We start from the raw sequence: 16,012 nt of genomic DNA on the forward strand, positions 1-16,012 counted from the left end.
ATGAAAGCATACTGGAAAAACCATCCCGCCCTGCGCATGATCCTGATGCTGGTGCTGTTCGTGCTGGCACTGGTGCTGGTGGTGTCCGGCTGGAAAATGACCGGGCAGCTGGCAGGGCTTGGCATCATGCTGGTGGGCGTAGCGCTGCTGCTGGCTGTGCTGGCGCTGTATAACGCCGCCTACGATTGACCCCCTACGATTCAAAGAGAGGCAAAAGGAGAGTTTCCCATGGACGAATTGAGAAAGACCGGGCGCGTGACCATTCCCACAGACTTGGACGTTGTGCCCGAAACGCTGGAGATCTTAAAAAAGTGGGGTGCTGATGCCATCCGCGACTGCGACGGCACCGACTTCCCGCAGCAGCTCAAGGATGCGGACGCCAAGATCTACTCCACCTACTATACCACCCGCAAGGACAACGCATGGGCAAAGGCAAACCCGGACGAGGTACAGCAGTGCTACATTATGACCGGCTTCTACACCGCCCCCGGCGACACCGTGACTATCCCGCTGATGAAGGGCATCAGCCCGGAGCTGATGCAGGTGAACACCAACGACGACATCACCCGCTGGTGGGAGGTCATGGATCGAACCATCGGTCAGCCCGTGCCGCCGGAGCAGTGGAGCTACGCCGACGGCAGTGTGACCGTACAGGCCGTACCGTTCCATGAGTATACCGTCAGTTTTCTGGCTTACCTCATCTGGGACCCGGTGCATATGTACAACGCTACCACCAACGGCTGGACGAATTTTGAGCACCAGATCACCTTTGACGTGCGTCAGCCCAAGACCCACAAGTATTCCATGGAGCGCCTGCGCAAGTTCATTGCAGAGCACCCCTATGTTAACGTCATCCGCTACACCACCTTCTTCCACCAGTTCACCCTGATCTTCGACGAGCTGAAGCGGGAGAAGTTCGTGGACTGGTATGGCTACTCTGCTTCGGTCAGCCCCTACATCCTCAACCAGTTTGAGCAGGAAGTGGGCTACAAGTTCCGCCCGGAGTACATCATCGATCAGGGCTACTATAACAACCAGTACCGGGTGCCCAGCAAGGAATTCCGGGATTTTCAGGCCTTCCAGCGCCGCGAGGTGGCAAAGCTTGCCAAGGAGATGGTGGACATCACCCACGCGTGCGGGTGCGAAGCCATGATGTTCCTCGGCGATCACTGGATCGGCACCGAACCTTTCATGCCGGAGTTCAAGACCATCGGACTGGATGCCGTAGTGGGCAGCGTGGGCAACGGCTCCACCCTGCGCCTGATCTCTGACATTGAGGGCGTGAAGTACACCGAGGGCCGTTTCCTGCCGTACTTCTTCCCCGACACCTTCCACGAGGGCGGCGACCCGGTGCGGGAAGCCAAGGAGAACTGGGTTACAGCCCGCCGCGCTATCCTGCGCAAGCCCATCGACCGCATCGGCTATGGCGGCTATCTGAAACTGGCCTTGCAGTTCCCGGAGTTCGTGGACTACGTGGAGAGCGTCTGCAACGAGTTCCGCGAACTGTACGAGAACATCAAGGGCACCACACCCTACTGTGTCAAGCGAGTGGCCGTGCTGAACTGCTGGGGTAAAATGCGGGCTTGGGGCTGTCACATGGTGCATCACGCCCTCTATTACAAGCAGAACTATAGCTATGCCGGTGTCATTGAGATGCTGTCCGGCGCACCCTTTGAGGTGAAGTTTATCAGCTTTGAGGATATCAAGAACGACCCGCATCTGCTGGATTCGTTGGATGTCATTATCAATGTCGGCGATGCCGACACTGCACACACCGGCGGCATCTGGTGGGAAGACCCGGAGATCTCCTCCGCTATCCGCAAGTTCGTCTGGAACGGCGGCGGCTTTATCGGCGTGGGTGAGCCTTCCGGTCACCCGTATCAGGGCCACATTCTCCAGCTTGCCAGCGTGCTGGGCGTGGAGGAAGAAAACGGCTTCACCCTCAACTACGACAAGTACAACTGGGAAGAACACCCGGATCATTTCATTCTGCAGGACGCCGACCAACCCGTGGACTTTGGCGAGGGCAAAAAGAACATCTACGCCCTTGAGGGCACCGAGGTGCTGGTGCAGCGGAACAAGGAAGTACAGATGGCCGCCCACGACTTCGGCAAGGGTCGTGCCGTGTACATCAGCGGAGTACCGTACAGTTTTGCCAACAGCCGCACCCTTTACCGCGCTATCCTGTGGAGTGCCCACAGCGAGGAGGAACTGCATACATGGTTCAGCTCCAATTATAATGTAGAAGTTCACGCCTACGTCAAGAACGGCAAGTATTGTGTAGTGAACAACACGTACGAGCCGCAGGACACCACCGTTTACACTACAGACGGCAGCAGCTTTGCTCTGCATCTGGATGCCAACGAGATCAAGTGGTATGAGATCTAAGTTCTCCTTTTCATAAACGAACACAACGGGCAGCTCTGTTACCAGAGCTGCCCGTTGTGTTTGCTGTATTTGCCGATAACTCAACCTGTGTCAATCGAACGCTGCAATGGAGATGGCTGGAAACGCAGAAATTCAGTAATGCGAGCGTAATAGAACCTGCAGAAAAAAGAAACTGCCCGTGCGAGTATGCGTAAGATGGTGAAACACTTACTGAAAAAATTTAAGTATCCACCGGTGGAATATGATAAAATTTGTATACTTCAATACGTTAAAGAAAGTTTGGAGAACCATTCAAAGAAATGCTCCAAACAAAAGCGAAATACGGTTATTTTGACATAGCAACGCTACTTATATAGAGTGAAGCCCTACTTATAAATAGTGGTGTCAGGAATTGAGATTTTGTGATACCAAAAAAGACACCCTCGCTTTTGATAGGAATCTCATGCAGGGATGTCCTTATCTCAACGCGAAGGTGTCTTAATAACGAGGGTCAGATGCCACGGAACGTAAAGGTGAACTCCACAGGCTTGGTCACATCAGGAATATACTCCGGGTGGACATTGGCACCCCAGCTGTCATCGCCGCCAACGCCCATCTGCTCGCCCATAGCACGGATGACCGTGTAATGGACCGGGGGCAGCTCGTAGGGATGCTTGGCGCTCTCCATTTCATGGGGAGTGTAGGGCAGCGCAGAGAAGAACATGGGCTTTGCGGCATCTGCGGTAAACAGCAGCCCGCGACCCTTGCGGTCCACTACCTTTGCCCAGCGCACAGCGGTCTTTGCACCGCACTCCTGCGGCACAAGGTACTGCGCCATGTTGTCTGCGACCTTGTTCTGGTAAATGCCCAGCTTTGCACCATGCTGACGATCCCAGTAGGTCTCCGCAGGGCCGTTTCCGTACCACTCCACCGTGTCGTAGTCAGCGTCGATCTTGAACAGTACGCCGAACTCCGGCATTGCTGCAAGTCCTTCCACCGGGTCATAGTGCAGGGTGGTCTGGATGCGGCCATCACCGAACACACGGTACTGCAGGCTGCACTCTGCTGCGGGGCTGGTCTGGAGGTTGTAGAGATAGGTCACGACCACGCTGTCGGTTTCCACCTCGCAGGTGGGGTTCTGGAGGATGGTGCCGCCATGAACAGACGGAATCTCCTTGCCGATGCCCTTGGCGGTAGCGTACAGGCTTGCCAGCTTCCACTGACCGCGAACGCCGCCCATATTGTTGCCACAGTCGTTGTCGGTGGGAGCGCGCCAGAAGTTGGGACGGGGAATCTCCTGAATCATCTCCTTGCCGGCATAGCGGTAGGAAGTCAGACCGCCGTTCAGATCGGAGAACAAAACATCGAAATTCTCACCACGGACACCGATGTTGTGAGTACCGTGCGTAACGGTAAACGGCGTGACCTTCTTGCTGGGAATGGAACGAACCACAGCGATCACACCCTGTCCAAAGGCGACTTCATGACCTTTCTTTGCCCAGCTGGTGTCCTCCTTCAAACGGAAGCTGATGGTCACTGCATATTCACCGGGGAGCGCAGGAACCATAAACGGCAGCGGGAAGCTGGAACGCTCTTCGGGAGCAACATCAATATTGGTCAGTTCCTGTTGCTGATACAGCTTTCCATCACGATGCAGCAGAGCAACGCAGTCGAAGGCACCCGTAGAGGTGAACAGGTTCTTATTCCAGACTTCGAAGCCAGAGTTGTCGATGGAAATGGCGATGTTCTGATAGCAGAACTTGACCTCCTGCATCTTGGGAGAAGGAGCACGGTCACCACCGTAGGCAATGCCGTTCCCGCTGAAATTATAGTCGGTAGGATGCTCGCCGAAGTCGCCGCCGTAGGCTTGGAACCACTTGCCGTAGCGGTCTTTTTTCCAGATGGACTGGTCGATGTAATCCCAGATGAAGCCGCCCTGATAGCCGCAGTCCTTCTGGTCGGCAAGTTCCGTGTACTTGTGCAAAGCACCGTTGGAGTTGCCCATAGCATGAGAATATTCGCACTCGATATAAGGCCGCTTATCGCTCTGTGCCAGATACTCTTTAATGTCCTTCACAGTGCTGTACATATGGCTCTCGATATCGGTGGTTTCGAGGAAGCGGGGATCATTGACCACACCTTCGTAATGCACCAGACGGGTGTCATCAAAGCGGCGGACCATCTCTGCCATCTGGAGCAGGGTCTCACCACCAAACGATTCGTTGCCCAGAGACCAGATCAGAACAGCAGGATGGTTTTTGTTACGCTGGTAAGTGGAATTCATGCGGTCAAACAAGACAGCTTTCCACTCCGGCTTATCATTGGGCAAAACGCCCTCGATGCCGCGAATGCCAGCCTGATGAATATCCCATGTGCCATGGGATTCCAGATTGTTCTCTGCGATCAGATACAGACCATACTCGTCGCACAGGTCGTACAGTGCATCCTGATTCTGGTAATGGCTGGTACGGATGGCATTGATGTTGTTCTGCTTCATGGTGATGATGTCCCGAAGCAGTTCCTCATGGGTGTGTACGCCCACAGCACGACCCGTAATGGAGCTGAACTCATGACGGTTGGCACCCTTGAACACGATGCGCTTGCCGTTGAGCAGCATCCGATTGTTCTTCAGTTCGAACTTGCGGAAACCGACTTTCTGCCCGGTCACCTCTACCAGATGGCCTGCGTCGTCCAGCAGCTCAATTTCCAGTTCATACAGAGCCGGGTCCTCTGCACTCCACAGGTGGGGGTTCTCCACCGCATGACTGAACAGCGCAGAGCCGCCGTTCAGTGCGATTTTTTCGGAGAACACTTCCAGTTCACTGCGGCGCAGGGTCAGACGGGCTGCGCCCTTACCCTCCACCTGCAATGCAACTTCCAGCGTGGAATGAGTAAAATCATCCCCGGCAAACAGCGTTTTGACGGATACATCTTCCAGATGCACGGTGGGGATGGCGTACAGCCACACGCTGCGGAAGATGCCGGAGAAGCGGAAGAAGTCCTGATCTTCGCACCAGCTGGAGGAAGTCCACTTGAACACCTGCACAGCAAGTTTATTCACGCCCGGCTGGAGATAGGGAGTCAGATCGAATGCGTGTGCGGAGAAGCTGTCCTCGGTATAGCCCACATAAGACCCGTTCAGCCAAAGAGCCATGCCGCTTTCCACACCCTCGAACTCAATGTGGACGGGCTTGCCCTGCATGGATTCCGGCAGCTCGAAGTATTTTACATAGCTTGCCACCGGATTGAACCGCTGCGGGATCTCACCCGGCTGTACTTCTTCACGGCCATCCCACGGATACTGAACATTCGCATACTGGGGAATGTCGTAGCCCTCCATCTGGATGTGTGCCGGAACATGAATGTCATCCCAGCCGCTGCAATCGTAATCTGTCTTTTCAAAGCCGGGGATGGCACTGGTGTAGTTCTTTGCGTAGGCGAATTTCCAGATACCGTCCAGCTTCAGCGCAAGCGAAGATTCTCCTGCCAGATATTCTTCGCGGGAAGCGTAAGTATGGAAACTTGCATGAGCATTCAGCACGTTTTCCTTGAAAAAGGTGGGGTCTTTTACTTTTGCAAAATCAAATGCAGCCATAGTATTTCCTCATTTACCTTTTATAATTTTATAATGTTTCTCCAGCCTCCGGGGAACAGCAGATGAAGGAGAAATGATAATGGCTTGTTATCAGACTGCTGCACGCAGTTTTTCATTTGCTTCTTCGACCTTCATACGAGAGAGAATGAAGGTGATGATGGCATCCAGAGCAAACGGAATCACCAGATACATGATCTTCAGCATCGAGATGCAGGATTCGGGCTGGACAGCCAGCGCACTATCGAAATGGCTTGCTGCCAGCAGCCAGCCGGTGATGGCAGTACCTAGGCCGCCGCCCAGCTTCACACCGAGAGAAGTGCAGGAGTACATCGTGCCATCCACGCGCTTATGCTTCGTCAGCCAAGTATATTCAGAGCAAGCAGCAATCGCAGCGTTCATATCGCCCTGCCAAGGACCCTGACCAAGAGCTGCGATTGCAGTAAAGAGCAGCATCAAGGTCACATTGCCGCTGCCCATGTAACCGGCTACAGCAACCAGTGCACGAGAAATCGTTGCCAGAGTATAGCTCATTACATTCAGCTTATACATTCCATTCCACTTTGCAACCAAGGTCGGGGTGAACACCAGTGCGATGATCAGAGGAATGTTGATTGCCCAAGAGAATACACCGAACAGATTCTGGTTGCCAAGGATGTAGGTTGCATAGTAGGTGCCCATGCTGATCATGGCACCGTAGATCTGCTGCAAAATGTAGGTGACGCAAATCATCATATAATATTTGTTACCAGCAAGCAGCTTTGCGGCCTGAACCAGATTGTACTTTTCGTCCTGCTCGATTTCCTTTTTGTCGGTGGTATCCACCAATTCGCCTTCCGGCAGTTCCTTCACGGAGAAAACGGAGAGGGTGTTGACAAGCAGACCGATGATGGCGTAGATGATTGCAACAGTGCGCCAACCGGCAGCACCACCGCCCAATGCCGTAACAGCACCCAGCGTGATGGACTGGATGAGCAGGCTGGTGGCAAAGGCGAACATGAAACGCCAAGAACCCATCTCGACCTGTTCGGCACTGTTCTTCGTGATGAGAGCAGTCAGTGCAGAGTAAGCAATGTTGTTTGCAGTGTAGAATACAGCGTTCAGCAGAGTATATGCGATCAGGAACCATGCGTACTGTGCAAACTGTCCCAGATTGGTCGGGATGGCGAAAATTGCCACCAGCGTAATGGCACAGCCAATGTAGCCGTACAGCATCCAAGGACGGGCTTTGCCCATCTTAGAATGCGTTTTGTCAATCAAAGAACCAAAGAAAATGTCCGTCACACCGTCCAGCAGTTTGGAAACTGCAATCAGAGTGCCGACAATACCGGGGTTCAGGCCAACGGTGTTGGTCAGATAGATCATGACGAAGGAGGATAGGAATGCATACACCACGTTGCCTGCAATATCGCCTGAACCATAGCCGACTTTATTATACCACTTTAGATAACGTTTCTCAGTCATTGTGCTTTCTCCCATCTTGCTTGTTTTGTGTGGGCGCGACCAATCTGCTGCGCACTTCAGACTGGAATTCTCATTACGCAAGTTACCCAAATCTCTTGCGTTTCGTCTGAAAATATTATAGAATCTAATGGAACGAAAAGATATAGACAAGATGGAACAAAATATGCACAAAATCAAAGAGTTTGTAATTTTTTGATAGAACATTTCTCAAATCACTGTAAAATCTCTGAAGATGAGGAGGACGCAGGGATGTATTTCAACTCAGGATATTTGAACAACTCCCGTTTGGATTTCAAAGACTACTCAAAGCCGCTGGTCGTAGGCAGCTGCGGCACTTATCGCTTGAAAAAACGCCCTAAGCTGCCTACTTCTTGGGCAAAGGGTCGCAGAGACTATCAAATCCTCTATGTGGCATCTGGTAAAGCACACTTCTGGTTCGATGGTGTTGAGGAAGTGGTGACTTCTGGACACATGGTGCTTTATCAGCCGACAGAAATCCAGAAGTATGTCTACTATGTAGAAGATCATCCAGAGGTGTTCTGGATTCATTTTACAGGATATGATGTCAAAAACATCCTGAACTATCACGGAATACCCTTGGACAAGCACGTTTTTTACAGCGGCACACTGCCGGATTACAAAATGCTGTTCCGAAAGATCATCCGGGAACTGCAACAATGTGAATATGGCTATGAAGACTATATTGCTTCTCTCTTCAACATCATTCTGCTTTTAGTAAGCAGGCAACAGCAGGAAAGCGAGAAAACAACTACAAGCATCCCCGAAGAAATCGAAGCCGCCGCTGCCTACTTTAACGAGAATTATAATACAAAGGTCAGTGTGGACGATTACGCAGAATCGCTGCATATCAGTACGAACTGGTTTATCCGTAATTTTAAGCTGTACATGAAAATAAGCCCTGCACAATACATCCTGTCCCTTCGGATGGTAAATGCACAAAGCTTATTGGAGAACACCGAATACAATATTGGAGAAATTGCAGAGATCGTAGGGTATGATAACCCACTCTATTTTAGCCGAGTATTCAAGAAAGAGTATGGTGTCAGTCCGGCACAGTACCGAAAGAATCTGGAAGAATCTACTGAAAAATGAGAAAAATTCCTTTGGCTTTGACCACAATGCGGCGATTTTATGTTGCGATAAAAAAGCGGGCAGCCGTTTTGTAGCTGCCCGCCGGGGGATATAGAATGCATTATTTGTCCTGAAACCAAGAAGCCGAGTTACAGAATATACTCCATCTGCCGTTCCTTGGTTTTCATGCCCATCTTTTCATAAAAGTGCTCTGCCGAAGTGTTCCCCGCCCAGACGTTCAGGGTCACCTCGTAGCAACCCAGCGCTTTTGCCTGCTGCTTTACATATTCAAACAGGCTTTCCCCGATGTGCTGTCCGCGCGCCTGCTTGTCAACGCAAAGGTCATCAATGAACAGTGACTTGAAGGGTACCATGTTGGTGGAAAAAGGCTGCTTCTTCAGCTGACAGAAGGCATAGCCCATGCACACATCCTCCTCGTTCACGGCAACGTAGATGGGCTTGTCCTCCTGCTTCAAAAGCTCTGCTAACTCGCAGACAGTGTATTTTGTGGTGCCGGGAATAAAAATATCCGGGCGTATCTCTGCGTGGATCTGCAGCACCTGTCCCAGCAGTGCAAGCAGTCTGGGAATGTCTTTTTCTTCGGCTTTACGAATGTTCATTTGTACTTTGCTCCTTTCCATTTTTGCCTCTACGTTTCCAGTATACCACACCGGGCGGCACCGGAAAAGAGAAAATGCAACCACCGATAGCAAACAAAAACGCGAGCGACCGTTTTGGCCACTCGCGTTTTTATATGTTGGACAGGTTGCTTACACGAGATACGGATCCAGCAGGGCGTCCACTTCTTTTTTGCGCTTAGGGGAGGGCTTTTTCACGGCACGGCCGCGGCAGACCACTAGTTCCAGATGTTGCAAAGCCCGCAGATCCTCCAGCGGGTTTTCGCGCGTTACGATAAAGTCTGCGCTTTTGCCGGGCGCGATAGAGCCGGTCACATCGCCGATGCCCGCCAGCTGCGCGTTGCGCAGGGTGGCCGTGTAGAGGGCAAAACGGTTGCTCACACAGCAGTATTTGTGGAAGTAGCACAACTCCCGCCAGAAATCATACTGGGTGATGTAGGGGCAGCCTACATCGTTGCCCAAGCCCACCGGGATGCCGTTTGCCAGCGCGGTTTTTGCACTTTCGATCACGCCGTCAAAGACGATCTTTCCGTTGTACTGGTCTTTTTCTGATGCGCCCGAAACGGCGGTGTCAAACAGCGCATAGGGCAGTGCCGGGGAGATGGTCGTGCACAGAAATGCGCCCCGCTCCTTGTACAGACGAACCGTCTCCTCGTCCATTTTTGCGCCGTGCTCAATGGAATCTACACCGTTTTCCAGCGCAGCCTTCACGCCCGCGGGGGATTCGGTATGGGCGGCAACGGTGTAGCCCAGCTTGTGGGCTGCATCGCAGACGGCTTTGATCATCTCCGGCGGCATCTTCATCTCGCCGGGGGTGCCCTTTTCGGTGGCGTCCAGCACGCCGCCGGTGATCATCAGCTTGACAAGGTCTACCTTCTGTGCGCTGGCCTTTTTCAGCTGCGCCAGCGCCTCGGCGTTGTTGTGTGCCGCTACTGCTACCGAGCCTGCCATGTGCCCGCCCGGCACCGAGATGCCTTCGTTGGCGGCCAGAATGCGGGGTGCCAGCACCTTTCCGGCGGCGCTGTCGTCCCGGCAGCGGGTGTCAAAGTCCGCAATGCCGCCCACGGTGCGCACGGTGGTCACGCCGCCCAGCAGTTCCAGCTTGGCATAACTGCACACCAGCCGGTATGCGATGGCGCGGGTTAGCCTGTTGCTCAGGATCTTGCGTACCAGCGCTGCATTGTCCCGGGGCTTTGCGCTGGGTTTGCCGTTGCCTGCCAGATGGACGTGCAGGTTGATGAGCCCCGGGCACAGATACCCACCGTGCAGGTCGATGACCTCGTAGCCGTCAAGGCTTACACTCGCATCTGCAATGGCGGTGATCTTATCGTTTTCGGTCAGCAGCACCTTGCCCCGTACCGGTTCCATCTGCTCGGTACCGTCCAGAAGAATACCGTTTGTGTATGCGCGCTTCATGTGTTCCGTCCTCTTTCTGTTGTATTTTTAGAGTGCAGACTGCCTTATCCGTCCAATTTCTCCTGCGCCCGGTATTGCAGCGCCTCCAGCAGAGAATCCTCGTCCAGCAGGGTCTTGCCCGCAAGGTCGGCCACAGTGCGGGCTACCCGCAAAATGCGGTCATGCGCCCGAGCGGAAAGTCCCAGTGCATCGTAGGAACTGCGCAGCAGCTGCTCGGCACCGGGGGTCATGCGGCAGATGCGCCGCACCTGTCCGGCGTTCAGCTGGGCGTTGCAGTGCACTCCCTTAAAGCCCGGCGCAGCGTAGCGCTTGGCCTGAATGGCGCGGGCGGCCAGCACCTGCTTGCGCAGCTCTGCGCTGCTCTCGGAGGGCGCGGCGGTGTGCAGCTCGTCAAAGGCGATGGGGTCCATCTCCACGCACAGGTCGATGCGGTCCAAAAGCGGGCCGGACACCCGGCTGCGGTACTGCCGCACCGCACTGGGCGAGCAGGTGCAGGCGCGGGTGGGGTGGCCGTAGTAGCCGCATTTGCAGGGGTTCATGGCGGCTACCAGCTGGAAGTGGCTGGGGTAGGTGGCGCTTCCGGCGGCGCGGCTCACGGTGATCTGGCCGTCCTCCAGCGGCTGGCGCAGCACCTCTAAGCTCTCGCGGGAAAACTCCGGCAGCTCGTCCAAAAACAGCACGCCGCAGTTGGCAAGACTGCACTCGCCCGGACGAAACTGCGCTCCGCCGCCGGCAAGGGCGGCAGCGCTGGCCGAGTGGTGCGGGCTGCGGAAGGGGCGGGCAGAGATCAGCCCGCGTCCCTGCGGCAGCTGCCCGGCAATGGAGTAGATCTTGGTCGTCTCCACCGCTTCCTCCCGGGTCAGAGGTGGCAGGATGCCCGGCAGGCGCTTTGCCAGCATGGATTTGCCGGTGCCGGGTGCGCCGGTCAAAAGCACGTTGTGCCCGCCTGCGGCCGCTATGACCATGGCGCGCCGCGCCAGCGACTGCCCCATCACGTCCGCAAAATCCGGCACCTGCTGCCATGCGTCCTCCGGGTCAAAGGGGATGGCAGCGGCAGGGGAGAGGGGGCGGATGCCCTTCAGTGCCTCCACCACCTCCCGGGCGGTGTGGGCTGGATAGACGGTCATGGTGTCGGCACAGGCCTCGGCTGCCTCGGCGGCGTTCTCTGTCGGGACGTACAGCGCCCGGATGCCGTGCTCGGCAGCGGCAAGCGCCATGGGCAGCACGCCGGACACCGGGCGCAGACTGCCGTCCAGTGCAAGCTCGCCCAGAAAGGCAGCATCGGCAGGTACTTCTTCTAACTGTCCGCTGGCGGTCAGCAGCGCCAGAAGCAGCGGCAGGTCGTACACCGGGCCGGTCTTGCGCACATCGGCGGGGGCAAGGTTGATGGTGATGCGCCGGTCCGGGAAGCGGAAGCCAAGGTTTTTGATGGCGGCGCGCACCCGGTCGGCGCTTTCCCGCACGGCAGAGTCCGGCAGGCCGACGATGGAAAACGCGGGCAGCCCGCCGGAAACATCGGCTTCCACCGCAACGGCAAAGCCGCGCAGCCCGTTCAGGCCAAAGCTGTTGGTCACAGAATACATGGTGTCCCTCCCTGCATGGCGCATGGTTTGTCAAAAATGCTAAAAGTGGAAAATAATGGATATATTTTCCATACTTCGACAGTTTTTTCTGTTTAAAATCATTATAGTAAAGCACAGGAAAGTTGTCAATGCAGCAGAAAGGAGAACGAGAGAACATGACAAATGGGGAATGTTGCCGCTATATCCGTACCTATTCAGAACTGGAGGGCTTGCAACACGCCTGTACGCTGGTGTACTGCGCCGCATCCACCCCGCAGGGGGTGCTGGCACAGCTGCGCCGGGAGCAGGGCGGCAAGGTGCGCAGCAGCACGGTGCTTGCCCCGGCGGACAGCTTTGGCCGGGTGATGCGGCTGCTGCGCTACCTGTGTGAAAACGGCGTGGGGCCGGAGCAGTGGCTGGAGGTGCTGGAGGATGTACACCAGCCCTACCAGCTGCTGGATACTTCGAAAAACGCAATAAATATAGCAGAAGAACCGGTTTTTTGTGGCATTTGTCGGTTTTAAGGGCACAAACTTCGGCCATTTTACGCAATTGACATAAGCGGAGCAAGAGTTTATAGTATAAGTAGGTTTATACAAACCATTTCAATCCGGGGAAAAAGATTTTAAACAAAGGTAAGGTGTACAAGATGTATCTGGATGAATATAAGCGCTGGCTGGCAGCGGATCTGGAGGATGCAGACCTGAAGCCGGAGCTGGCAAAGGTCGAAGGCAATGACGATGAGATCAAGGATCGCTTTGCTGTGGCGCTGAAGTTTGGCACCGCAGGTCTGCGCGGCGTGCTGGGTGCCGGTACCAACCGCATGAACATCTACGTTGTCCGTCAGGCAACGCAGGGTCTGGCAAACTGGGTGCTGACCCAGGGCGGTACCCAGACTGTGGCCATCAGCTACGACAGCCGCCTAAAGAGTGATGTCTTTGCCAAGACCGCCGCTGGCGTTCTGGCAGCCAACGGTATCAAGGTGCGCATCTATGATGCCCTGATGCCTGTGCCCGCGCTGAGCTTTGCTACCCGTTACTATAACTGCAACGCCGGTATCATGGTCACCGCTTCCCACAACCCTGCCAAGTACAACGGCTACAAGGCCTACGGCCCGGACGGCTGCCAGATGACCGATGACGCCGCCGCCATCGTCTATGATGAGATCCAGAAGACCGATGTGCTCACCGGTGCAAAGTACATCTCCTTTGCCGAGGGCGTGGAGAACGGCATGATCCGCTTTGTGGGCGACGACTGCAAAAAGGCGCTGTACGATGCCATTGAGGCACGTCAGGTGCGCCCGGGTCTGTGCAAGACTGCCGGCCTGAAGTTGGTGTACAGCCCGCTGAACGGCTCCGGCCTTGTGCCCGTGACCCATGTGCTCAACGATATGGGCATCACCGATATCACCATCGTGCCCGAGCAGGAGTACCCCAACGGCTACTTCACCACCTGCTCCTACCCCAACCCCGAGATCTTCGAGGCACTGAAGCTGGGTCTGGAACTGGCCACCAAGACCGGTGCCGACCTGATGCTGGCTACCGACCCCGACGCCGACCGCGTGGGCATTGCCATGAAGTGCCCGGACGGCAGCTATGAGCTGGTGTCCGGTAACGAGATGGGCGTTCTGCTGCTGGATTACATCTGCGCAGGCCGTATCGAGAAGGGCACCATGCCCAAGAACCCCGTGGCAGTCAAGTCCATCGTGTCCACTCCGCTGGCAGACGCTGTGGCAAAGCATTACGGCGTGGAGATGCGCAATGTGCTGACCGGCTTCAAGTGGATCGGCGACCAGATCGCCAACCTCGAGGCTGCCGGTGAGGTCGACCGCTTCATCTTCGGCTTTGAGGAGAGCTACGGCTATCTGGCTGGCCCCTACGTCCGCGATAAGGACGCCGTCATCGGCTCCATGCTCATCTGCGAGATGGCTGCTTACTACCGCAGCATCGGTTCCTCCATCAAGCAGCGTCTGGAAGAGATCTACGCTCAGTACGGCCGCTACCTGAACAAGGTGGACAGCTTCGAGTTCCCCGGCCTGACCGGCATGGAGAAGATGGCTTCCATCATGCAGAAGCTGCGTGACCAGCCCCCTGTGGAGCTGGCCGGCCATAAGGTGGTCAAGGTGACCGACTACAAGAAGCCGGAAGAGACCGGTTTGCCCGCTGCCAACGTGCTGATCTACACGCTGGAAAACGGCGCTACCGTGGTGGTGCGTCCCTCCGGCACTGAGCCGAAGATCAAGACCTACTTCACCACGCTGGGCAAGGATCTGGCCGAGGCGCAGGCACAGAAGGATGCTCTGGCTGCCGCCATTGAGCCCATCCTGAAGTAAAAACATTTCAAAGCATCTGCGGGGCTGCTGCACGTTTTGTGCAGCAGCCCTTTTTTGCGTTCAGCAGATAGTTGACCGGAGCAAAAGCCTTATGGAGGTGTACCGTCACCGCGAAAAGCCGTCCCCTTGGGGAAGGTGGCTGCGAACGCAGTGAGCAGACGGAAGGGGTCAGCGCCTGAGGGGGCGAAAGCGCACACTCTGGGTGACTGTCCTTTCAGGACAGACCGCAGGGCTTTATGCAGCAAGGATGCACTTTTGCTGTGTAAAATCGGTTGAAGTTTGCGCTGTGATACGCTATAATAAAACATGGTTTATTATAAGCAGCTGTGGGCGTGCAGCGCGGCACAGCGGCAGGGTAGGTGGAAGAGATGGAAAAAACTGTATCGGCAGTATTGGTGGCGGCGGGCAGCTCGACCCGCATGGGGTTTGATAAGCTCAGCTTTGATCTGGGAGGCGAAACGGTGCTGCACCGCAGCATCCGCGCCTTTGCCCAGTGCCCGCAGATCACCGAGCTTGTGCTGGTGGCAGGCAAAAACCGGGAGTTTGTGGCGCAGCAGGCGGCGGACTGCCCAAAGCCTGTGCAGATCGTAGCGGGCGGGGCTACCCGCGCCGAGAGCGCAAAAAACGGCGTGCTGGCAGCGCACGGAGAGCTGGTGGCAGTGCACGATGCCGCCCGCCCCTTTGTGAGTGCGTCGGTCATTACGGCGGCGCTGGAAGCTGCCGCCCGGTGCGGCGCAGCAGCCCCGGCGGTGCCGGTGAAGGATACCATCAAGACCGCTGCCCGGGGCGATGGCAAAACCGTGCCCCCGGACTGCGCGGTATGCGCCACCCCGGACCGCAGTACCCTGTATGCGGTGCAGACCCCCCAGTGCTTTGACCGTGCAGCGTACCTTGCGGCGCTGGAAGAACTGGACGAGACTCGCGCCCGCCTTGTTACCGATGATTGCAGCCTGTTTGAACTGACCGGACGCCCGGTGCAGCTGACGCAGGGCGACTATGCAAACCTGAAGATCACCACCCGGGAGGATCTGCCCTGCCCGGCACAGAGGAAGGAAACGGAAATGCGTATTGGACACGGCTATGATGTACATCGTTTGGTAGAGCAGCGCAAGCTGATCCTTGGCGGGGTGGAGATCCCCTTTGAAAAAGGTCTGCTGGGGCATTCGGATGCGGACGTGCTGACCCATGCGGTGATGGATGCTGTGCTGGGCGCTGCGGCGCTGGGGGATATCGGCCAGCATTTCCCGGACAATGACCCGGAGTACGCCGGTGCCGACAGCCTGAAGCTGGCCTGCCGCGTGGCGCAGATCCTCAAGGAGCATGGCTGGCGCATTGAGAACATCGATGCCACCCTGCTGTGCCAGCGCCCCAAGCTTGCACCCCATATCCCGGCCATGCGTGCCAATCTGGCGGCGGCTTTCGGCCTGCCGGTAGAGGCGGTAAGCGTAAAGGCCACCACGGAGGAGCATCTGGGCTTTACCGGCGAGGGGCTGGGCATTGCTGCCCACGCTGTCGCCCTGATCGAAGCTGTGTAAGGGGGCACACACGC

General features: G+C 55.8%; 11 protein-coding genes and 1 pseudogene. 7 read left to right on the forward strand and 5 right to left on the reverse strand.

The features are described 5' to 3' along the window. From MTP43_RS05945 to MTP43_RS05955, 3 genes and pseudogenes are all read left to right on the forward strand, one after another. Entirely contained in the window at positions 1-189 is a 189-nt protein-coding gene (locus tag MTP43_RS05945) for a DUF6903 family protein (RefSeq protein WP_005926920.1), read from the forward strand. A gap of 39 nt (positions 190-228) precedes the next feature. Further along, positions 229-2,388: a 1,3-beta-galactosyl-N-acetylhexosamine phosphorylase gene (gnpA, locus tag MTP43_RS05950; protein WP_113620943.1), complete on the forward strand. Its 2,160-nt coding sequence runs from the start codon at positions 229-231 to the stop codon at positions 2,386-2,388. 159 nt (positions 2,389-2,547) lie between these two features. After that, positions 2,548-2,727, forward strand: a pseudogene (locus tag MTP43_RS05955) (type I restriction enzyme endonuclease domain-containing protein); the annotation flags it as partial. 151 nt (positions 2,728-2,878) lie between these two features. Here the strand turns inward: MTP43_RS05955 and MTP43_RS05960 are convergent. Continuing rightward, positions 2,879-5,962, reverse strand: coding sequence for a glycoside hydrolase family 2 TIM barrel-domain containing protein (locus MTP43_RS05960; RefSeq protein ID WP_249235158.1), 3,084 nt, complete (start codon positions 5,960-5,962; stop codon positions 2,879-2,881). Between the two features lie 90 nt (positions 5,963-6,052). Continuing rightward, positions 6,053-7,423, reverse strand: a complete 1,371-nt coding sequence (locus MTP43_RS05965; protein WP_015538313.1) for an MFS transporter — start codon at positions 7,421-7,423, stop codon at positions 6,053-6,055. 249 nt (positions 7,424-7,672) lie between these two features. Here MTP43_RS05965 and MTP43_RS05970 point away from each other — a divergent pair, with 249 nt between their 5' ends. Next, complete coding sequence (locus MTP43_RS05970; protein ID WP_015538314.1) at positions 7,673-8,536, forward strand: helix-turn-helix domain-containing protein; 864 nt, start codon at positions 7,673-7,675, stop codon at positions 8,534-8,536. Between the two features lie 128 nt (positions 8,537-8,664). On the opposite strand, the gene MTP43_RS05975 is transcribed toward MTP43_RS05970, so the two are convergent. From MTP43_RS05975 to MTP43_RS05985, 3 genes are all read right to left on the reverse strand, one after another. Then, entirely contained in the window at positions 8,665-9,135 is a 471-nt protein-coding gene (locus tag MTP43_RS05975; protein ID WP_015538315.1) for a GNAT family N-acetyltransferase, read from the reverse strand. A gap of 150 nt (positions 9,136-9,285) precedes the next feature. Next, the gene (locus MTP43_RS05980; protein ID WP_005926897.1) at positions 9,286-10,569 is read right to left on the reverse strand and encodes an amidohydrolase family protein; all 1,284 of its coding nucleotides are present in this window, start codon (positions 10,567-10,569) and stop codon (positions 9,286-9,288) included. Positions 10,570-10,613: 44 nt separating this feature from the next. Next, on the reverse strand, positions 10,614-12,152 hold the full coding sequence (locus tag MTP43_RS05985) for a YifB family Mg chelatase-like AAA ATPase (RefSeq protein ID WP_015538316.1): 1,539 nt from the start codon (positions 12,150-12,152) through the stop codon (positions 10,614-10,616). Positions 12,153-12,280: 128 nt separating this feature from the next. On the opposite strand from MTP43_RS05985, the gene MTP43_RS05990 reads away from it, so the two are divergent. The 3 genes from MTP43_RS05990 (at position 12,281) to ispF (ending at position 15,998) form a co-directional block, all read left to right on the forward strand. Further along, positions 12,281-12,655 carry a hypothetical protein gene (locus MTP43_RS05990; RefSeq protein WP_097783787.1) on the forward strand — a complete coding sequence of 125 codons (375 nt, stop codon included), beginning with the start codon at positions 12,281-12,283 and terminating at the stop codon, positions 12,653-12,655. A 125-nt stretch (positions 12,656-12,780) separates the two neighbouring features. Next, positions 12,781-14,463: a phospho-sugar mutase gene (locus MTP43_RS05995; protein WP_005926891.1), complete on the forward strand. Its 1,683-nt coding sequence runs from the start codon at positions 12,781-12,783 to the stop codon at positions 14,461-14,463. A gap of 368 nt (positions 14,464-14,831) precedes the next feature. After that, positions 14,832-15,998: a 2-C-methyl-D-erythritol 2,4-cyclodiphosphate synthase gene (ispF, locus tag MTP43_RS06000; RefSeq protein WP_097786077.1), complete on the forward strand. Its 1,167-nt coding sequence runs from the start codon at positions 14,832-14,834 to the stop codon at positions 15,996-15,998. Positions 15,999-16,012 lie beyond the last annotated feature (14 nt).

The sequence above is a fragment of the Faecalibacterium sp. IP-1-18 genome, from assembly GCF_023347355.1.
In the GTDB taxonomy this organism is placed as follows: Bacteria; Bacillota; Clostridia; order Oscillospirales; family Ruminococcaceae; genus Faecalibacterium; species Faecalibacterium prausnitzii.